Genomic DNA, 19,780 nt, shown 5'->3' on the forward strand with positions numbered 1-19,780 from the left:
ACATGGCTACCGCACCAGTATTTACACGCCCGGAACAGAACACTACAGGACTTGGTCCGACCCCTACGGTCAGTGGTACGAGTGATGCGCCCGCTGGCTCCACAATTGTAATTAATGAGCACAACGGTGGTGAGCTAACTAGAGGGGTGATCGATGGAAGTGGAACTTGGAATCTTACGGTGCCGCTTTCTCGCCTCATGGTAATAGTCGCTCGAACTTATACCGATGGCGTCGGGTGGTCGCCTTGGTCCGCGCCGCTTTCTTTGCAGCCTAATTAGGCTAAGTGGAGCAATGAAATAAGGTTGGAACCTTTTAGAGGTGCTCCAAGGTGTGCGTATATCATGCGCGCACCTTGGGGTTTTTGCGCGTTTTGATAAAATAACGTCTGCTCATCTTAACAGGTCAAGGCTTCAAGTAGGGGGCTTGAGCTGATCAGTCCGCGAAGTCGGCAACCCCTTGATGACCAACGTACCGGCTTCTAGTCCCGATCAATGGGCGCTTACCGTCTACCTAGGGCTTGTGCTCTGACTGGACCACCGCCATCGCGAGCAAGCTCGCTCCCACATTGGATCTGCGACGAACATCGGATGTGTAGTCGCCACAATCCGTGTGGGAGCGAGCTCGCTCGCGATGAGGCCCTCGAATCAACATCTTCAGCCCCCGCCGAGCATCAGTTACGGCGCTTGAGCTGATCAGTCAGCGAAGTCGGCAGCCCTTTGATGATCAACGTACCGGCTTCCTCGTCATATTCGATCTTCGAGCCCAGCAGGTGCGCTTCGAAACTGATGGACAGCCCTTCGGCGCGGCCGGTGAAACGACGGAACTGGTTGAGGGTGCGCTTGTCCGCCGGGATCTCCGGCGACAGACCGTAGTCCTTGTTGCGGATGTGATCGTAGAAGGCCTTGGGGCGGTCTTCGTCGATCAGTTCGGACAGCTCTTCCAGGCCCATGGGCTCGCCGAGCTTGGCCTGGCTGCTGGCATAGTCCACCAGGGTCTTGGTTTTTTCCCGGGCATCGTCTTCGGGCAGGTCCTCGCTCTCGACGAAATCGCTGAAGGCCTTGAGCAGCGTGCGGGTCTCGCCGGGGCCGTCGACGCCTTCCTGGCAACCGATGAAATCGCGGAAATACTCCGAGACTTTCTTGCCGTTCTTGCCCTTGATGAAGGAAATGTATTGCTTGGACTGCTTGTTGTTCTGCCATTCCGAGACGTTGATCCGGGCCGCCAGGTGCAACTGGCCAAGGTCCAGGTGGCGCGACGGCGTCACGTCCAGTTCCTCGGTCACCGCCACGCCCTCGCTGTGGTGCAGCAGGGCGATCGCCAGGTAATCGGTCATGCCCTGTTGGTAATGGGCGAACAACACATGGCCGCCCACCGACAGGTTGGATTCCTCCATCAGCTTTTGCAGGTGTTCCACCGCCACGCGACTGAAGGCGGTGAAATCCTTGCCACCCTCCAGGTACTCCTTCAGCCAGCCGCTGAACGGGTGCGCCCCGGACTCGGCATGGAAGAAACCCCAGGCCTTGCCTTGCTTGGCGTTGTAGCTCTCGTTGAGGTCGGCGAGCATGTTCTCGATGGCCGTGGACTCTTTCAATTCGGAGTCGCGGGCATGGAGCACGGCGGGGCTGCCGTCGGGTTTCTTGTCGATCAGGTGGACGATGCAGTGACGGATCGGCATGGGTATCTCGGCTGGTGAAAGAGAGGAGGGCGCGCTCCCCGAAAAAGGGCCCAGTGTACCGCAATCACTGGTTTTGAAACCCCGGAAAGCCTCTTTCAGAGCCGTCCGACAGCCCATATGTATTTTTTTACCGTTTTAGCGCAAGAAAGCTGACCAAATGGGTAGCTAGAGGCGGATATTTCACAGGCGTTGTGCTAGTTTTGCCCGGTCTTACGCGAAGTCACTGCGTTAAGCGTGCATTCAGCATTTGTCAGGTCGAACCAAACCCGGTTTTTGGCATCTATTACCCCGATCCGTCGTGGTGATTGCCGAGGGTGCCTGATCAAGATGGATCGGGCTCGATGGCTGACACTGCACTCTGCAATCCATATGAATTTGATAGGGAAGGAACACTACATGGCTCTTACTAAAGACCAACTGATCGCTGATTTGGCTGAAGCTGTAGACGCGCCGAAAACCACCGTGCGTGCACTGCTGGACCAACTGGGCCAAATCGTTGCCGATCAGCTGGAAAACGGCGGCGAGATCACTCTGCCGGGCGTTGGCAAGCTGAAGGTCACCGAGCGTCCTGCCCGTACCGGCCGCAACCCTTCGACTGGCGCCGCCATCGAAATCGCTGCCAAGAAAGTGATCAAGCTGGTTGTGGCCAAAGGCCTGACCGACGCGGTCAACAAGTAAGACCGCTGCACGTGAAGCCGTGCCACGGAGCGATCCGGGCACGGTTTTTTATTGCCTTGAAAAAAGGGGGCTGTGGCGAGGGGATTTTGTGGGGGCAAGGCTTGCTCCCACTCAGTCCTTGCGTACCCAGCGAGCCCGGCGCCAGGCCTGTTGCCGGGCCTCGTCCTGGAACGTCCAGGCCACGAAGCGGCTCTGTTTCTGCCCCTGGGACATTTCCACCACCTCGCTGTGCAGTGCGCCGGCCTTTTTCAGCGCGGCCTGGATCGCCGGCAGGTTCGACGCCTTCGACACCAGCGTGCTGAACCACAGCACCTGCCCGGCCACCTGGGCGCTTTCGCTGATCAGTTGCGTCACGAACCGCGCTTCCCCACCTTCGCACCACAGCTCGGCGGCCTGGCCGCCGAAGTTCAGCACGGGCAACTTGCGTTTCGGGTCAGCCTTGCCCAGTGCCCGCCACTTGCGCTGGCTGCCCTTGGTGGCTTCCTCCAGGGAGGCGTGGAAGGGCGGATTGCACAGGGTCAGGTCGAAGCGCTCGGCGTCGTCCAGCAGGCCGAGCAGAATTTGCTTGCGGTTGGTTTGCTGGCGCAGCTGGATGACTTTGTTCAGTCCATTGGATTGCACGATGGCCTTGGCCGAGGCGATGGCCGTGGGATCGATCTCCGAACCGAGGAAATGCCAGCGATAGTCGCTGTAGCCGACCAGCGGGTAGATGCAGTTGGCGCCGGTGCCGATGTCCAGCACCTTCACCGCCGCCCCGCGGGGGATTTCGCCGTCGTTGTGGCGGGCCAGCAGGTCGGCGAGGAAGTGCACGTAGTCCGCCCGCCCCGGTACCGGCGGGCACAGGTAGTCGGCCGGGATATCCCAATGGGCGATGCCGTAGAACGACTTGAGCAGCGCGCGGTTGAACACCCGCACGGCTTCGGGGCTGGCGAAGTCGATGCTCTCCTTGCCGTAAGGGTTGATGATGACGAACCTGGCCAATTCGGGCGTGGATTTGATCAGCGCTGGAAAGTCATAGCGGCCCTGGTGCCGATTGCGTGGATGCAGGCTGGCCTTTTCCCGCGGCGCTTTTAGGTCGGGAGCGGGCTTGGGCTTCGGGCGTGCAGGCTTGGGGGGGCGGGGGGCGGTCATGGTCGAGTCGATTCGGGGAGGGTTCAAAAAGTGGCGGGCATTGTCCCACATCTGGCTGTGCCTTGAGGCCTGCGTCGTTCAATGTGGGAGCGAGCCTGCTCGCGAAGGGCGCGCATCAGCCCCTGGCCATTGGCTGACCCACCGCCTTCGCGAGCAGGCTCGCCCCCACAGAAGAAAGTATCAGGTAGAAAAAAGGAGGCCACCGGGGCCTCCTTCTTCATTGCGGCGTGCCGTTACAGGCTGGCAATCCGCGCATGCTGCTCGGCCAGCTTGCCCAGGGCCTGTTCAGCCTCGGCCAGTTTGGCTCGTTCCTTCTCGATGACGTCGGCCGGAGCCTTGTCGACGAAGCCGGCGTTGGACAGCTTGCCGCCGACCCGCTGGACTTCGCCCTTGAGGCGGGCGATTTCCTTGTCCAGGCGCGCCAGTTCGGCGGCCTTGTCGATCAGGCCGGCCATCGGCACCAGCACTTCCATCTCGCCAACCAGGGCGGTGGCCGAAAGAGGCGCTTCTTCACCGGCTGCCAGGACCGTCACCGATTCGAGCTTCGCCAGCTTCTTGAGCAGCGCCTCGTTCTCGTTGAGACGGCGCAGGTCTTCGGCGTTGGCGTTGTTCAGGAACAGGGTCAGCGGCTTGCCCGGGCCGATGTTCATTTCGGCGCGGATGTTGCGCAGGCCGAGCATGAAGGTCTTGAGCCACTCGATGTCATCTTCGGCCGCTGGATCGATGCGGCTTTCATTGGCCACCGGCCACGGCTGCAGCATGATCGTCTTGCCTTCGGCACCGGCCAGCGGCGCGATGCGCTGCCAGATTTCCTCGGTGATGAACGGCATGAACGGATGCGCCAGGCGCAACGCCACTTCCAGCACGCGCACCAGGGTGCGGCGGGTGCCGCGCTGGCGTTCGGCCGGGGCGTTCTCGTCCCACAGCACCGGCTTGGACAGTTCCAGGTACCAGTCGCAATACTGGTTCCAGATGAACTCGTACAAGGCCTGGGCGGCCAGGTCGAAGCGGAACTGCTCCAACTGGCGGGTCACTTCGGCTTCGGTGCGTTGCAACTGCGAGATGATCCAGCGATCGGCCAGGGTCAGCTCGTAGGCTTCGCCGTTCTGGCCGCAGTCTTCGCCTTTGTCCAGCACGTAGCGCGCGGCGTTCCAGATCTTGTTGCAGAAATTGCGATAGCCTTCGACGCGGCCCATGTCGAACTTGATGTCGCGTCCGGTGGACGCCAGGGAGCAGAACGTGAAGCGCATCGCGTCGGTGCCGAAGCTGGCGATGCCGTCCGGGAATTCCTCGCGGGTCTGCTTCTCGATTTTCTTCAGCAGCTTGGGGGTCGGCTGCATCAGGCCGGTGGTGCGTTTCTCCACCAGCGCTTCCAGATCGATGCCGTCGATGATGTCCAGCGGGTCAAGGACGTTGCCCTTGGACTTGGACATCTTCTGGCCCTGGCCGTCGCGCACCAGGCCGTGGACGTAGACCGTCTTGAACGGGACCTGTGGCGTGCCGTCGGGGTTCTTGATCAGGTGCATGGTCAGCATGATCATCCGGGCGACCCAGAAGAAAATGATGTCGAAACCGGTGACCAGCACGTCGGTGGAGTGGAAGTTCTTCAGGAACTCGGTCTGCTGCGGCCAGCCCAGGGTCGAGAACGTCCACAGGCCGGAGCTGAACCAGGTATCGAGGACGTCGTTATCCTGTTGCAGCGCTACGTCCGGACCGAGGTTGTGCTTGGCGCGGACTTCGGCTTCGTCGCGGCCGACATAGACCTTGCCCGACTCGTCGTACCAGGCCGGGATGCGATGGCCCCACCACAGTTGGCGGCTGATGCACCAATCCTGGATGTCGCGCATCCAGGAGAAATACATGTTTTCGTACTGCTTGGGCACGAACTGGATACGGCCGTCTTCCACCGCGGCAATCGCCGGTTCGGCCAGCGGCTTGGTGGACACGTACCACTGGTCGGTCAGCCACGGCTCGATGACGGTGCCGGAGCGGTCGCCTTTCGGGACTTTCAGGGCGTGGTCGTCGACGCTGACCAGCAGGCCGGCGGCATCGAACGCGGCGACGATCTGCTTGCGCGCTTCGAAGCGGTCGAGGCCGGCGTATTCGGCCGGGATCTGGCCGTCGACCTGTTCGTTCAGCGTACCGTCCAGGTTGAACACCTGGGCTGCCGGCAGGACGTTGGCGTTCTTGTCGAAGATATTGAGCAGCGGCAGGTTGTGACGCTTGCCGACTTCGTAGTCGTTGAAGTCGTGGGCCGGGGTGATCTTCACGCAGCCGGTGCCGAACTCGGGGTCGCAGTAATCATCGCCGATGATCGGGATGCGCCGGCCCACCAGCGGCAGCTCCACGAACTGGCCGATCAGCGCCTTGTAGCGCTCGTCGTTCGGGTTCACCGCCACGGCCGAGTCGCCGAGCATGGTTTCCGGACGGGTGGTGGCGACGATCAGGTAGTCCTTGCCCTCGGCGGTCTTGGCGCCATCGGCCAATGGGTACTTCAGGTTCCAGAGGAAACCTTTCTCGTCATGGTTTTCCACTTCGAGGTCGGAAATGGCGGTGTGCAGCTTGGTGTCCCAGTTGACCAGGCGCTTGCCGCGATAGATCAGCCCGTCCTCGTGCAGGCGCACGAAGGCTTCCTTCACCGCTTCGGAGAGGCCGTCGTCCATGGTGAAGCGCTCGCGGCTCCAGTCCACGGACGAGCCGAGGCGACGGATCTGGCGGCTGATGTTGCCGCCGGACTCAGCCTTCCATTCCCAGATCTTCTCGAGGAATTTTTCGCGACCCAGGTCATGGCGGTTCTGGCCCTGGGCCTCGAGGCGACGCTCCACCAGCATCTGCGTGGCGATACCGGCGTGGTCGGTGCCCGGCTGCCACAAGGTGTTGCGGCCTTGCATGCGGCGGAAACGGATCAGGGCGTCCATGATCGCGTTGTTGAAACCGTGGCCCATGTGCAGGCTGCCGGTGACGTTCGGCGGCGGGATCATGATGGTGTAGGAATCGCCCGCGCCTTGCGGAGCGAAATAATTCTCGGACTCCCAGGTGTTGTACCAGGAAGTTTCAATGGCGTGCGGCTGGTAGGTCTTATCCATGCGCGGCGGGACCCTATTGGCATTTATTCAGGAAAAGCCGGGAAGTATAGCGGGCGGGGCGGGTGCAGGCCACAGGCTGCGAGCAGCAAGTCGGGCCTATGTGTGGGTATTGGGAACCCTGTGGGAGCGAGCTTGCTCGCGATAGCGGTGGTTCAGCCTGCATTGATACTGGATGTGCCGGCCCCATCGCGAGCAAGCTCGCTCCCACAGGGGGCCGGTGATCAGCCGATCACTGGGTTATTCGTACTGGCTCAGCAGCCGTTCCATCCGTGCATCCAGCCGGCGCTTGATCTCGGTCTCGATGTGCGGGGCGAAGTCGTCGATGACGTCTTGCAGGATCAGCTGTGCGGCGGCGCGCAGTTCGCTGTCCAGGTGCAGCAGGGCGTCGGGGCCCTTGGGCTCGGCCTTGGCGGCGGGCTTGGGCTCGGGCTGGCCGGCGATCGGGTCGAACAGCAGCGGGATCTGTTCCTCGTGCACGGGTTCATGCACGACCGTGTCGGTCAGCAGCGGCGGTTGCAGGTTGTCGTCGCCGAGCAGTTGGCGGATCGACTCGAGGTCGTCCAGCAAGTGCGCGGGTTTTTGCGGCGGTTTTGGAGTGTCCATCGTAGGCTCAGAGTCGCTGTAAACGGTGGTCTTGCAGAGGATAGCCCTGTTCGCGGTAGAAACGGAAACTCTCCCGCGCGGCTTGCCGGATGACCGGGTCTTCCACCACCACTTCCGCCACCCGGGCGAAGCGCTGGGCGAAGGCCGGGACCTTCAGGTCGAGGTTGACCAGCAGGTCCTGGTGCTGGCCGCAATCGGTCCCCAACCCCAGGACGATCAGCCCGTCGGGTTCGCTCTCGGCCGCGCCGTGGGGCACGAAGCTCTCGCCCTTGAACGCCCACAGGCGCGCATCGAGGTCCTCGCGCTGGGCGGCATCGCTGCAATGCAGGTAGATGCGGTGCCCCATGCGCCAGGCCTTTTCCGTGAGCTTGCAGGCAAAATCCAGCCGCGCCGACGGATCGGCGCTGGGCAGGATATAGAAATCGACTTTGGTCATTGCGGTTCCTGAGCCGCCGTCGGCGTCACCCGCGGGCGACGCCGACGGCGGTCATTGGTGTCAGGCCTTGGCGCGGTCCAGCAGGTATTGGGTCAGCAGCGGCACTGGGCGACCGGTGGCGCCCTTGTCCTTGCCACCGCTGGTCCAGGCCGTGCCGGCGATGTCCAGGTGCGCCCAGTTCAGGTTCTTGGTGAAGCGCGACAGGAAGCACGCCGCCGTGATGGTCCCGGCTTTCGGGCCACCGATGTTGGCGATGTCGGCGAACGGGCTGTCCAGTTGTTCCTGGTACTCGTCGAACAACGGCAGTTGCCAGGCGCGGTCGTCGGCGAGCTGGCCGGCATTGAGCAACTGGCCGATCAGTTCGTCGTTGTTGCCCAGCAGCCCGGAGGTGTGGGCGCCGAGGGCAACGACGCAGGCGCCGGTCAGGGTCGCGATGTCGATCACGGCCTGTGGCTTGAAGCGCTCGGAGTAGGTGAGGGCGTCGCACAGCACCAGGCGGCCTTCGGCGTCGGTGTTGAGGATTTCCACGGTCTGGCCGCTCATCGTCGTGACGATGTCGCCAGGGCGCGAGGCGGTGCCGCTCGGCATGTTCTCGGCGCAGGCCAGGATGCACACCAGGTTGATCGGCAACTGCAGTTCGAGCACGGCGCGCAGGGTGCCGAACACGCTGGCGGCGCCGCCCATGTCGTACTTCATCTCATCCATGCCGGCGCCCGGCTTGAGGCTGATGCCGCCGGTGTCGAAGGTGATGCCCTTGCCGACCAGCGCGTACGGCTTCTCGGATTTCTTACCGCCGTTGTACTGCATGACGATCAGGCGCGGCGGCTGGGCGCTGCCCTGGCCGACGGCGTAGAACGAGCCCATGCCCAGGTCCTTGATCTTCTTCTCGTCGAAGACTTCGACCTTCAGGCCCTTGAATTCCTTGCCGAGGGCCTTGGCCTGTTCACCCATGAACGTCGGGTGGCAGATGTTCGGTGGCAGGTTGCCCAGGTCGCGGGTGAAGGCCATGCCGTTGGCGATCGCGGTGGCGTGGGTCACGGCGCGCTGGACCTCGGCCTGGGCGGCCTTGATGGTCAGCAGGGTGATTTTCTTCAGGGCGCGGGGTTCGGCCTTCTGGCTCTTGAAACGGTCGAACTGGTAGTCGCCGTCCACCAGGGTCTCGGCCAGCAGGCGGTTCTTGCCATAGCTGTCGCGGCCCTTGACCACCAGTTCATCCAGGGCCAGCGTGGCTTCGCCACCGCCCAGGCCCTTGAGGGTGCCCAGCGCGCCGGCGATGATCTTGCGGAACGGACGGTCGCCCAGTTCGGCATCCTTGCCCACGCCCACCAGCAGCACGCGCTCGGCCTTGAGGTTGGGCAGGCTGTGCAGCAACAGGCTCTGGCCGACCTTGCCGGCCAGGTCGCCGCGCTTGAGCACCGCGGTGATGGCCCCGCCGCTCAGGGCGTCGAGCTGGGTGGCGACGACGCCGAGCTTGCGGTTCTCACCGACGGCAACCACCAGCGTGGCGGTTTTCAACGTTTCTGGGCTGACGCTTTTTACAACCAGTTCCATGTCCGGATCCCTGAGTGATTGGTCAAGATGCCAGGCGCCACACGTCTTGAGCGAAGCAACGTCACGGTGTCGCGCCGGCGACAAAGGCCGCAGTTTGAACCCCGGCGCCCGAGCCTGACAACCCTCGGCGGTGCCAACTTCGTGGCTTTGAGCAGCGGCTTAAAGCGTGCGAAGTGACAGGCGCCTCCAATCACAGGATAATGCGGCTCTTTTTTCGGCGGCGCGCTGTGGTGGGCCGGCTCGATCTGTTTGCTTGTTTGGCCGCCTTAGGCCTGCATGGAACGTTGCGCAGGCACTTTCGTGCAGGGCCTAGCCTGACAACCCTGGAGTGTCTGGTTTGATCGTCTTCCGTTATCTATCCCGCGAAGTCCTGCTGACCCTGAGCGCGGTCAGTGCCGTGCTGCTGGTCATCATCATGAGCGGGCGCTTCATCAAATACCTGGCCCAGGCGGCTTCCGGTGCCCTGGATCCGGGCTCCCTGTTCCTGATCATGGGCTTCCGCCTGCCGGGCTTCCTGCAATTGATCCTGCCGCTGGGGTTGTTCCTCGGTATCCTGCTGGCCTATGGCCGCTTGTACCTGGACAGCGAGATGACCGTGCTGTCGGCCACCGGCATGAGCCAGCAACGCCTGTTGCGCATTACCCTTTTCCCGGCCGCACTGGTTGCGCTGCTGGTGGCGTGGCTGAGCCTGAGCCTGTCGCCCCAGGGCGCCAACCAGTTCCAGCTGCTGATCAACCAGCAGGACGCAATGACCGAATTCGACACGTTGGTGCCGGGGCGCTTCCAGGCGCTGCGCGACGGCACGCGGGTCACCTACACCGAACAGCTGTCGGACGACCGGATCAACCTGGGCGGTGTCTTCATCACGCAGAAGAACCTGTCTTCCGACGGTGGCAAGGACCGTGGCATTTCCGTGCTGGTGGCCGAGAAGGGCAAGCAGCAGATCAGTCCCGAGGGCAACCGCTACCTGATCCTGGAAAACGGCTACCGCTACGACGGCAAGCCGGGGCAGGCCGATTACCGGGCCGTCAAGTACGACACCTATGGCGTATTGCTGCCCAAGCCGGAAGTCAGCGAGGAAGTCACCGACCGCGACGCCATGCCCACCGCCAGCCTGCTGGGCAGCAATGACCTGCGTGCCCGCACCGAGCTGCAATGGCGCCTGTCGCTGCCGCTGCTGGTGTTCATCGTGACCCTCATGGCGGTCCCGCTGGCGCGGGTCAACCCACGCCAGGGCCGTTTCCTCAAGTTGCTGCCGGCGATTCTCCTGTACATGGCCTACCTGACTATCCTGATTTCCGCCCGCAGTGCCCTGGAAAAAGGCAAGATCCCGCCCACGCTGGGCCTGTGGTGGGTGCACGGGATCTTCCTGGCCATCGGCCTGGGGCTGCTCTACTGGGAGCCCCTGCGCCTGAAGCTGGCCAGTCGTCGCAGCGCGCCGGAGGTGGCCCGTGGTTAAGCTCGACCGCTACATCGGCAGCAGCGTGTTCATGGCGATCCTCGCGGTACTGGGGATCATCCTTGGCCTGGCGACCCTGTTCGCCTTCATCGACGAAATGAGCGACGTCAGCGACACCTATACCCTGGCGGACGTGGCGAGCTACGTGCTGCTGACCGCGCCGCGCCGGCTCTACGACATGCTGCCGATGGCCGCGCTGATCGGCTGCCTGATCGGCCTGGGCAGCCTGGCCAGCAACAGCGAGCTGACCATCATGCGCGCCGCCGGCGTGTCCATTGGTCGGATCGTGTGGGCGGTGATGAAGCCGATGCTGGTGCTGATGCTGGTGGGCGTGCTGATCGGCGAATACGTCGCCCCGGCCACCGAAAACACGGCCCAGGCCAACCGTTCCCTGGCCCAGGGCGGCGGCGATGCGCAAAGCGCCAAGCATGGGCTGTGGCACCGCCAGGGCGACGAGTTCATCCATATCAACTCGGTCCAGCCCAACGGCATTCTCTACGGCGTGACCCGCTACCGCTTCGACGATCAGCGGCACATGCTTTCGTCGAGCTTCGCCAAGCGGGCCACGTTTGCCGAGGACCATTGGCAACTGAGCGACGTCACCACCACCCTGTTCCACGACAAGGGCACCGAGGTGGTCGCCGCCGCCCAGGAAAACTGGGATGTGTCCATCAGCCCGCAACTGCTCAGCACGGTGGTGATGGCGCCCGAGTCCCTGTCGATCACCGGTTTGTGGGGCTATATCCACTACCTGGCCGACCAGGGCCTGAACAATGGTCGCTACTGGCTGGCTTTCTGGGTCAAGGTGTTGCAGCCGCTGGTGACCGCCGCGTTGGTCCTGATGGCGATTTCCTTCATCTTCGGCCCGCTGCGCTCGGTGACCCTCGGTCAGCGGGTGTTCACCGGCGTGCTGGTGGGCTTCACTTTCCGCATCGCCCAGGACCTGCTCGGGCCGTCGAGCCTGGTGTTCGGCTTCTCGCCGCTGTTCGCGGTACTGGTGCCGGCGGGCGTGTGTGCCTTGGCCGGGCTCTGGCTGCTGCGCCGGGCGGGTTGATCGCGCGCGTCGCGTAGCGAAGGGCTGCGGGCGCAAGGCTATGTGGGAGCAAAGCTTGCTCGCGACACAGGCACCGCGGTCTTTCAGAAACCGAGGTGGCCGTTTCGCGAGCAAGCTTTGCTCCCACTCGCGCGGTCTATCAGGTACAATTGCCGGCTATTTTTCGGCGGGCTATGCCTGCAGCCTTTTTGAGTGTTGATCCGTGAGTGATTTGAGTCATATCCGCAATTTCTCCATCATCGCCCACATTGACCATGGCAAGTCGACGCTGGCCGATCGCTTCATCCAGATGTGCGGCGGCCTGGCCGAGCGCGAAATGGAAGCCCAGGTGCTGGATTCCATGGACCTCGAGCGTGAGCGCGGGATCACCATCAAGGCCCACAGCGTCACCCTTTACTACAAGGCCCGCGACGGCATCACCTACCAACTGAACTTCATCGATACCCCCGGCCACGTTGACTTCACCTATGAAGTCAGCCGGTCGCTGGCGGCCTGTGAAGGGGCGTTGCTGGTGGTCGATGCCGGCCAGGGCGTCGAGGCGCAGTCGGTTGCCAACTGCTACACGGCCATCGAGCAGGGCCTCGAGGTCATGCCGGTGCTGAACAAGATCGACCTGCCCCAGGCCGATCCGGACCGGGTGAAGGAAGAAATCGAGAAAGTCATCGGCATCGACGCCACCGACGCCGTGACCTGCAGTGCCAAGACCGGCCTGGGCGTGGACGAAGTGCTCGAACGCCTGGTCGCCACCATCCCCGCGCCGACCGGCAACATCGAGGATCCGCTGCAAGCGTTGATCATCGACTCCTGGTTCGACAACTACCTGGGCGTGGTTTCCCTGGTTCGCGTGCGCCAGGGCCGTGTGAAGAAGGGCGACAAGATCCTGGTCAAGTCCACCGGCAAGATCCACCTGGTGGACAGCGTCGGCGTGTTCAACCCCAAACACACCGCCACCACCGACCTCAAGGCCGGTGAAGTGGGCTTCATCATCGCCGGTATCAAGGACATCCACGGGGCGCCAGTCGGCGACACCCTGACCTTGAGCTCCACCCCCGATGTCGATGTACTGCCCGGCTTCAAGCGCATCCAGCCCCAGGTCTATGCCGGCCTGTTCCCGGTCAGCTCCGACGACTTCGAGGACTTCCGCGAAGCCCTCCAGAAACTGACCCTGAACGACTCGTCGCTGCAATACACCCCGGAAAGCTCCGACGCCCTGGGCTTCGGCTTCCGTTGCGGGTTCCTGGGCATGCTGCACATGGAAATCATCCAGGAGCGCCTGGAGCGCGAGTACGACCTGGACCTGATCACCACGGCCCCGACGGTGATTTTCGAGCTGTTGCTCAAGAACGGTGAAACCATCTACGTCGACAACCCGTCCAAGCTTCCGGACCTGTCGGCGATCGAGGACATGCGCGAGCCGATCGTGCGGGCCAATATCCTTGTGCCTCAGGAGCACCTGGGTAACGTCATTACCCTGTGCATTGAAAAGCGTGGCGTGCAGCACGACATGCTGTTCCTCGGCTCGCAGGTCCAGGTGACCTACGACCTGCCGATGAACGAAGTGGTGCTGGACTTCTTCGATCGCCTGAAATCCACCAGTCGCGGCTATGCTTCGCTGGACTATCATTTCGATCGTTACCAATCGGCTAATCTGGTGAAGCTGGATGTGCTGATCAACGGTGAGAAGGTCGATGCCCTGGCATTGATCGTGCACCGTGACAACGCGCACTACAAAGGTCGCGCATTGACCGAGAAGATGAAGGAACTGATTCCGCGGCAGATGTTCGACGTGGCAATCCAGGCCGCCATTGGCGGGCAGATTGTGGCGCGTACAACCGTCAAGGCGCTCAGAAAGAACGTATTGGCCAAGTGCTACGGTGGCGACGTCAGCCGTAAGCGCAAGCTGCTGGAAAAGCAGAAGGCCGGTAAAAAACGCATGAAGCAGGTCGGTAACGTGGAAATTCCACAGGAAGCCTTCCTTGCGGTGCTCAGGTTGGATAGTTAGGTCCTATGTCGCTAAATTTCCCGCTGTTGCTGGTCATCGCCGTGTTTGTCTGCGGCCTGTTGGCGTTGCTTGATCTGTTGTTCCTGGCGCCCCGGCGCCGGGCGGCCATTGCCTCCTACCAGGGCAGCGTCAGCCAGCCTGACGGCTTGGTGGTCGAGAAACTCAACAAGGAACCGCTGCTGGTCGAGTACGGCAAGTCGTTCTTCCCGGTGCTGTTCATCGTGCTGGTGCTGCGTTCGTTCCTGGTGGAGCCGTTCCAGATCCCGTCCGGCTCCATGAAGCCGACCCTGGACGTGGGCGACTTCATCCTGGTGAACAAGTTTTCCTACGGGATCCGCCTGCCGGTGATCGACAAGAAGGTCATCGAGGTGGGTGACCCGCAACGCGGCGATGTCATGGTGTTCCGTTTCCCGAGCGACCCGAACGTCAACTACATCAAGCGGGTCGTCGGCCTGCCGGGCGACACGATCCGCTACACCGCCGACAAGCGCCTGTTCGTCAACGGCGAATCGGTGGCCGAGCAGTTGCTCGGTTCCGAGCCGGGCACCCTGGGCAGCGCCGAGCTGTACAAGGAAAAACTCGGCGCGGTCGAGCACCTGATCCGCAAGGAAATGAGCCGCTACCGCGCCACGCCGGACCATACGTGGACCGTGCCGGCGGGGCACTATTTCATGATGGGCGACAACCGCGACAACTCCAACGACAGCCGGTACTGGGATGACCCGAACATCCCCAAGGACCTGCTGGGCATGGTTCCCGACCGCAATATCGTCGGCAAGGCCTTCGCAGTCTGGATGAGCTGGCCGGAACCCAAGCTCAGCCACCTGCCGAACTTCTCGCGGGTTGGCCTGATCAAGTAATCCCACACGGCGCTGTTGAACACAGCGCCGAATGCATTTCTGGAGCCTGCACAAGGCGACCCGAAAGCCTGAAGCCAATGATAGTCAGGACGTTATTCTTGAACACAGCGTTAATTGTCCCAAGCCCATGGCGCCTTGCCGCCCTGGCAGTGGAATCCAGCCACGAACTCAACGTGGGTAAACCGTGAGCGTTTCTCTAAGCCGTCTCGAGCGCCAGCTCGGCTATACCTTCAAGGACCCGGACCTGATGCTCCTGGCCCTCACTCACCGCAGCTTTGCCGGGCGCAACAACGAACGCCTGGAATTCCTCGGTGATGCAATCCTCAATTTCGTCGCCGGCGAGGCGCTGTTCGAGCGCTTTCCCCTGGCCCGCGAAGGCCAGTTGTCGCGTTTGCGCGCGCGCTTGGTAAAAGGTGAGACCCTGGCCGTGCTGGCCCGTGGTTTCGACCTGGGCGACTATCTGCGCCTGGGCTCCGGCGAGTTGAAAAGCGGTGGTTTTCGCCGCGAATCGATCCTGGCCGATGCCCTGGAAGCGTTGATCGGCGCGATCTACCTGGATTCGGGCATGGAAAAGGCCCGCGAGCGCGTGCTGGCCTGGCTGACCTCCGAGATCGACAGCCTGACGCTGGTGGACACCAACAAGGACCCAAAGACGCGCCTGCAGGAATTCTTGCAATCGCGCAGTTGCGAGCTGCCGCGCTACGAAGTCGTGGATATCCAGGGCGAACCGCATTGCCGAACCTTCTTCGTCGAATGCGAAGTTGTCCTACTGAACGAAAAAAGCCGAGGCCAGGGTGTGAGTCGTCGTATTGCCGAACAGGTAGCGGCCGCCGCAGCACTGATCGCCCTGGGCGTGGAGAATGGCAATGACTGATACAAACCTGACCCGCTGCGGCTATGTCGCCATTGTTGGCCGGCCGAACGTGGGCAAGTCGACATTGCTCAACCACATCCTCGGGCAGAAGCTGGCGATCACCTCGCGCAAGCCCCAGACCACCCGCCACAACATGCTGGGCATCAAGACCGAGGGCGCCGTGCAGGCGATCTACGTCGACACCCCGGGCATGCACAAGGGCGGCGAGAAGGCCCTGAACCGCTACATGAACAAGACCGCCTCGGCGGCGTTGAAGGACGTCGACGTGGTGATCTTCGTGGTCGACCGCACCAAGTGGACCGAAGAAGACCAGATGGTCCTCGAGCGCGTCCAGTACGTGACCGGCCCGCTTATCGTGGCGCTGAACAAGACCGACCGCATCGAAGACAAGGCCGAGCTGATGCCGCACCTGACCTGGTTGCAGGAACAGCTGCCCAACGCCCAGATCATCCCGATCTCTGCCCAGCACGGCCACAACCTCGACGCGCTGGAGCGCGTGATCGCCGAGCACTTGCCGGAAAACGATCACTTCTTCCCCGAAGACCAGATCACCGACCGCAGCAGCCGTTTCCTCGCCGCCGAGCTGGTACGCGAGAAAATCATGCGCCAGATGGGGGCCGAGCTGCCGTACCAGATCACGGTCGAGATCGAGGAGTTCAAGCAGCAGGGCAAGACCTTGCACATCCACGCCTTGATCCTCGTCGAACGTGACGGCCAGAAGAAAATCATCATTGGCGACAAGGGCGAGCGGATCAAGCGCATCGGCACCGAGGCGCGCAAGGACATGGAGCTGCTGTTCGACTCCAAGATCATGCTCAACCTGTGGGTCAAGGTGAAGGGCGGCTGGTCCGATGATGAGCGGGCGTTGCGGTCGCTGGGTTACGGCGACTTGTAACTCGCCAGACGGCACACGCTATGAACCTTGTGGGAGCGGGCTTGCCCGCGAATGCGGTGTATCAGTTGGCGATTGCTTTAACTGACGCACCGCATTCGCGGGCAAGCCCGCTCCCACATTGATAGTGGGTAGTTCATTAAACTGTGCTTGCTCATTGAGACTGCTCTTCCATGCCCCCAACCCAACCCATCGCCCAACCTGCCTACGTGCTGCATTCACGCGCCTATCGCGAAAGCAGCGCCCTGGTGGACTTCCTCACGCCGCAAGGGCGGTTGCGGGCGGTGTTGCGTGGGGCGCGGGGCAAGGCCGGGACGCTGGCGCGGCCGTTCGTGCCGCTGGAGGTCGAGTTTCGCGGCCGGGGCGAGCTGAAGAATGTCGGGCGCATGGAAAGCCAGGGCGTTGCCGCCTGGCTCAACGGCGAGGCGCTGTTCAGCGGCCTGTACCTCAATGAACTGCTGATCCGCCTGCTGCCCGCCGAAGACCCCCACCCCGGCGTTTTCGACCACTACGCCGCCACCCTGCTGGCCCTCGCCGAAGGCAGGCCGCTGGAACCGCTGCTGCGCTCGTTCGAATGGCGGCTGCTGGATGACCTCGGCTATGGCTTCGCCCTGGACACCGACCTGCATGGCGCGCCCATCGCGGCCGATGGCCTGTACCGCTTGCAGGTGGATGCCGGCCTCGAACAGGTCTACCTGTTGCAACCGGGCTTGTTCAATGGCGCCGAGCTGTTGGCCATGGCCGAGGCCGATTGGACGGCGCCCGGTGCCTTGTCGGCGGCCAAGCGCCTGATGCGCCAGGCCCTGGCGGTTCACCTGGGCGGCAAGCCGTTGGTCAGTCGCGAGTTGTTTCGCAAGCCCTGATCAACCCGTATGCTGTGGGCCGACCTTTGCCCATTCAGGAGCGTTTTTCGTGAGCACCAGCCAACGCATTCTTCTCGGCGTGAACATCGACCATGTCGCCACCCTCCGCCAGGCCCGGGGGACGCGCTACCCGGACCCGGTCAAGGCCGCGCTGGACGCCGAAGAGGCGGGCGCCGACGGCATCACCGTGCACCTGCGTGAAGACCGTCGCCACATCCAGGAGCGCGACGTGCTGTTGCTCAAGGATGTGCTGCAGACCCGGATGAATTTCGAAATGGGCGTGACCGAGGAAATGATGGCGTTCGCCGAACGCATCCGCCCGGCGCACATCTGCCTGGTGCCGGAAACCCGCCAGGAACTGACCACCGAAGGCGGCCTGGACGTGGCGGGGCAGGAAGCGCGGATCAAGGCGGCGGTGGAGCGGCTGGCGAAGACCGGCGCCGAAGTGTCGCTGTTCATCGATGCCGACGAGCGGCAGATCGCAGCCTCCAAGCGGGTGGGTGCGCCAGCCATCGAACTGCACACCGGTCGTTATGCCGATGCCGAGACCCCCACGGCCGTGGCCGATGAATTGCGGCGGGTGGCCGATGGCGTCAGTTTCGGCCTGGCCCAGGGCCTGATCGTCAATGCCGGCCATGGCCTGCATTATCACAACGTCGAGGCCGTCGCGGCGATCAAGGGCATCAACGAACTGAACATCGGCCATGCGCTGGTGGCCCATGCGTTGTTCGTCGGGTTCAAGTCGGCAGTGGAGGAGATGAAGGCGTTGATCCTGGCGGCTGCCAAGGCCTGAGCCGACCATCAACTTCCTGTGGGAGCGAGCCTGTGGGAGCAAAGCTTGCTCGCGATAATGGTGTGACTGTCAGTCAGCTATCGCGAGCAAGCTTTGCTCCCACAGACCTGCTTCCACATTAAGGGTTGTGTATGGCCATCAGAGCTGCGGGGTTTCCGTACTCGGCTTGCTCTTGTCGACACCCGGCACATGCAGGTTGCCCTCGGCCACCTGGTTGCCTTCGAGTTGTGGCTGCGTGACCCAGGTCAGGATGTCGTAGTAGCGACGGATGTTCGCCACGAAATGCACCGGCTCGCCGCCCCGGGCGTAGCCGTAGCGGGTCTTGCTGTACCACTGTTTCTGCGACAGGCGCGGCAGGATCTTCTTCACGTCCAGCCACTTGTTCGGATTCAGCCCTTCCTTGGCCGCCAGCTTGCGGGCGTCGTCCAGGTGACCGCTGCCGACGTTGTAGGCGGCGAGGGCGAACCAGGTGCGGTCCGGCTCCTCGATGCTCTCGTCCAGTTGGTCCTTCATGTAGGCCAGGTACTTGGCGCCGCCCATGATGCTCTGCTTGGGGTCCAGGCGGTTGGACACGCCCATGGCCTGGGCGGTGTTCTGGGTCAGCATCATCAGGCCGCGCACGCCGGTCTTGGAGGTGACCGCCGGTTGCCAGAGCGACTCCTGGTAGCCGATCGCGGCCAGCAGGCGCCAGTCGACCTTTTCCTGCTTGGCGTAGGTCTTGAAGTGTTGCTCGTACTTGGGCAGTCGTTGCTGCAGGTGCTGGGCGAAGGTGGTGGCGCCCATGTAGCCGAGGACATCGACGTGCCCGTAGTAACGGTCCTTGAGGCGTTGCAGGGTGCCGTTCTTCTGCACCTTGTCGAGGTAGCTGTTGATCTCGTTGAGCAGGCTATTGTCTTCGCCCGGGGCCACCGCCCAGCTCTGGCTGCGGGCGTCACCCAGGTCGAAGGCCACGCGCACGTTGGGGAAGTACACCTGGTTCATCGCCACTTCGTTGGAGTCCACCAGGGTCAGGTCGATCTGGCCCTCGTCGACCATGCGCAGCAGGTCGACCACCTCCACCGCGTCGGACTCTTCGTACTCGATACCGGGATACTGCTGTTTCAGCTGCGCCAGTTGTTCGGCGTGGGTGCTGCCCTTGAGCACCATGATCTTCTTGCCCGCCAACGCCGCCGCGTCGGTGGGGCGCGACTGGCCGTTGCGGTAGATGACCTGGGGCGTGACTTCGAGGTAGGAATGGGAAAACCGCACCTGCTTCTTGCGCGGCTCGCTGCTGACCAGGCCGGCAGCGGCCAGTACCGGGCCGTTGGGCTTGCCGACCTGGCTGAACAGGTCGTCGAGGTTGTCGGCGGTCTCGATCTTCAGCTCCACCCCCAAATCGTCGGCGAAGCGCTTCACCAGCTCGTATTCGAAGCCGGTTTCACCGTTGCGATCCTCGAAGTAGGTGGCGGGGCTGTTCCGGGTAATCACCCGCAGCACGCCATCCTCCTTCACGCGCTCCAGTGTGTTGGGTTTCTCAACACAACCACTGAGCACCAGGAAGAGTCCGGTTGCGATCAGCCACTTGGCATATCGCGGACGCAAAGCCGTTGGGGAAAACATCTGCGCAGTATACGCAAACGGCCCTTACCGCCATATCTCGACAGCAAATGGCCAGTCTGCTAGCGATTGCAAAACATGTCCGCAACTCAGGCCGGCTGGCGCGCGGCGGGTTTTGCACCGTTGAAAAAAATCTGCGGGCAGACATTGGAACGGGCGTCCAAGCCGGTTTTTTGCGCAAAGACCGACATTCGGGCCGCATCCGCAGTACCGTTTCGGGTGCCGTC

16 protein-coding genes are annotated in these 19,780 nt (G+C 62.7%); 9 read left to right on the forward strand and 7 right to left on the reverse strand.

The window, feature by feature from the left end; genetic code table 11:
* Positions 1-670: 670 nt before the first annotated feature.
* Positions 671-1,675: a nucleoid-associated protein YejK gene (yejK, locus tag Q6A48_RS12635; RefSeq protein ID WP_304554439.1), complete on the reverse strand. Its 1,005-nt coding sequence runs from the start codon at positions 1,673-1,675 to the stop codon at positions 671-673.
* A 396-nt stretch (positions 1,676-2,071) separates the two neighbouring features.
* Here yejK and Q6A48_RS12640 point away from each other — a divergent pair, with 396 nt between their 5' ends.
* Complete coding sequence (locus Q6A48_RS12640) at positions 2,072-2,353, forward strand: HU family DNA-binding protein (RefSeq protein WP_053149369.1); 282 nt, start codon at positions 2,072-2,074, stop codon at positions 2,351-2,353.
* A 111-nt stretch (positions 2,354-2,464) separates the two neighbouring features.
* Here Q6A48_RS12640 and rlmF read toward each other — a convergent pair whose 3' ends face one another.
* From rlmF to Q6A48_RS12665, 5 genes are all read right to left on the reverse strand, one after another.
* Positions 2,465-3,484, reverse strand: coding sequence for a 23S rRNA (adenine(1618)-N(6))-methyltransferase RlmF (gene rlmF, locus Q6A48_RS12645; RefSeq protein ID WP_304554440.1), 1,020 nt, complete (start codon positions 3,482-3,484; stop codon positions 2,465-2,467).
* Positions 3,485-3,717: 233 nt separating this feature from the next.
* On the reverse strand, positions 3,718-6,570 hold the full coding sequence (locus Q6A48_RS12650) for a valine--tRNA ligase (RefSeq protein WP_304554441.1): 2,853 nt from the start codon (positions 6,568-6,570) through the stop codon (positions 3,718-3,720).
* A gap of 237 nt (positions 6,571-6,807) precedes the next feature.
* Entirely contained in the window at positions 6,808-7,173 is a 366-nt protein-coding gene (locus tag Q6A48_RS12655; protein WP_304554442.1) for a DNA polymerase III subunit chi, read from the reverse strand.
* Positions 7,174-7,180: 7 nt separating this feature from the next.
* Positions 7,181-7,609, reverse strand: coding sequence for a DNA polymerase III subunit chi (locus Q6A48_RS12660; RefSeq protein WP_304554443.1), 429 nt, complete (start codon positions 7,607-7,609; stop codon positions 7,181-7,183).
* A 60-nt stretch (positions 7,610-7,669) separates the two neighbouring features.
* The gene (locus Q6A48_RS12665; RefSeq protein WP_304554444.1) at positions 7,670-9,160 is read right to left on the reverse strand and encodes a leucyl aminopeptidase; all 1,491 of its coding nucleotides are present in this window, start codon (positions 9,158-9,160) and stop codon (positions 7,670-7,672) included.
* A 337-nt stretch (positions 9,161-9,497) separates the two neighbouring features.
* On the opposite strand from Q6A48_RS12665, the gene lptF reads away from it, so the two are divergent.
* From lptF to pdxJ, 8 genes are all read left to right on the forward strand, one after another.
* On the forward strand, positions 9,498-10,619 hold the full coding sequence (gene lptF / locus Q6A48_RS12670) for an LPS export ABC transporter permease LptF (protein WP_304554445.1): 1,122 nt from the start codon (positions 9,498-9,500) through the stop codon (positions 10,617-10,619).
* Positions 10,612-11,673, forward strand: coding sequence for an LPS export ABC transporter permease LptG (lptG, locus tag Q6A48_RS12675; RefSeq protein WP_304554446.1), 1,062 nt, complete (start codon positions 10,612-10,614; stop codon positions 11,671-11,673). Before lptF ends, lptG begins: the two co-directional genes overlap by 8 nt.
* Before the next feature lie 202 nt (positions 11,674-11,875).
* Positions 11,876-13,675 carry a translation elongation factor 4 gene (gene lepA / locus Q6A48_RS12680; RefSeq protein WP_304554447.1) on the forward strand — a complete coding sequence of 600 codons (1,800 nt, stop codon included), beginning with the start codon at positions 11,876-11,878 and terminating at the stop codon, positions 13,673-13,675.
* Positions 13,676-13,680: 5 nt separating this feature from the next.
* Entirely contained in the window at positions 13,681-14,535 is an 855-nt protein-coding gene (gene lepB, locus Q6A48_RS12685; RefSeq protein ID WP_304554448.1) for a signal peptidase I, read from the forward strand.
* A gap of 184 nt (positions 14,536-14,719) precedes the next feature.
* Complete coding sequence (rnc, locus tag Q6A48_RS12690) at positions 14,720-15,409, forward strand: ribonuclease III (protein WP_304554449.1); 690 nt, start codon at positions 14,720-14,722, stop codon at positions 15,407-15,409.
* Positions 15,402-16,304 (forward strand): GTPase Era, encoded by a 903-nt coding sequence (gene era, locus Q6A48_RS12695; protein ID WP_304554450.1) that lies wholly within the window; start codon positions 15,402-15,404, stop codon positions 16,302-16,304. The genes rnc and era overlap by 8 nt, the downstream gene beginning before the upstream one ends.
* A gap of 170 nt (positions 16,305-16,474) precedes the next feature.
* Entirely contained in the window at positions 16,475-17,164 is a 690-nt protein-coding gene (gene recO / locus Q6A48_RS12700) for a DNA repair protein RecO (protein ID WP_304554451.1), read from the forward strand.
* Positions 17,165-17,213: 49 nt separating this feature from the next.
* Positions 17,214-17,957: a pyridoxine 5'-phosphate synthase gene (pdxJ, locus tag Q6A48_RS12705; RefSeq protein WP_304554452.1), complete on the forward strand. Its 744-nt coding sequence runs from the start codon at positions 17,214-17,216 to the stop codon at positions 17,955-17,957.
* A gap of 138 nt (positions 17,958-18,095) precedes the next feature.
* Here pdxJ and mltF read toward each other — a convergent pair whose 3' ends face one another.
* Positions 18,096-19,556, reverse strand: a complete 1,461-nt coding sequence (gene mltF / locus Q6A48_RS12710) for a membrane-bound lytic murein transglycosylase MltF (protein ID WP_304554453.1) — start codon at positions 19,554-19,556, stop codon at positions 18,096-18,098.
* Positions 19,557-19,780 lie beyond the last annotated feature (224 nt).

This window comes from Pseudomonas citrullilanati (assembly GCF_030580855.1).
GTDB classification, from domain to species: domain Bacteria; phylum Pseudomonadota; class Gammaproteobacteria; order Pseudomonadales; family Pseudomonadaceae; genus Aquipseudomonas; species Aquipseudomonas citrulli.

Excerpts from the sequence above, each read along its gene's own strand:
- Q6A48_RS12660 (WP_304554443.1), bottom strand. The coding sequence starts at position 7,609 with ATGACCAAAGTCGATTTCTATATCCTGCCCAGCGCCGATCCGTCGGCG.
- era (WP_304554450.1), top strand. The coding sequence starts at position 15,402 with ATGACTGATACAAACCTGACCCGCTGCGGCTATGTCGCCATTGTTGGC.
- lepB (WP_304554448.1), top strand. The coding sequence starts at position 13,681 with ATGTCGCTAAATTTCCCGCTGTTGCTGGTCATCGCCGTGTTTGTCTGC.
- Q6A48_RS12640 (WP_053149369.1), top strand. The coding sequence starts at position 2,072 with ATGGCTCTTACTAAAGACCAACTGATCGCTGATTTGGCTGAAGCTGTA.
- Q6A48_RS12655 (WP_304554442.1), bottom strand. The coding sequence starts at position 7,173 with ATGGACACTCCAAAACCGCCGCAAAAACCCGCGCACTTGCTGGACGAC.
- Q6A48_RS12650 (WP_304554441.1), bottom strand. The coding sequence starts at position 6,570 with ATGGATAAGACCTACCAGCCGCACGCCATTGAAACTTCCTGGTACAAC.
- recO (WP_304554451.1), top strand. The coding sequence starts at position 16,475 with ATGCCCCCAACCCAACCCATCGCCCAACCTGCCTACGTGCTGCATTCA.
- rlmF (WP_304554440.1), bottom strand. The coding sequence starts at position 3,484 with ATGACCGCCCCCCGCCCCCCCAAGCCTGCACGCCCGAAGCCCAAGCCC.
- mltF (WP_304554453.1), bottom strand. The coding sequence starts at position 19,556 with ATGTTTTCCCCAACGGCTTTGCGTCCGCGATATGCCAAGTGGCTGATC.
- Q6A48_RS12665 (WP_304554444.1), bottom strand. The coding sequence starts at position 9,160 with ATGGAACTGGTTGTAAAAAGCGTCAGCCCAGAAACGTTGAAAACCGCC.
- yejK (WP_304554439.1), bottom strand. The coding sequence starts at position 1,675 with ATGCCGATCCGTCACTGCATCGTCCACCTGATCGACAAGAAACCCGAC.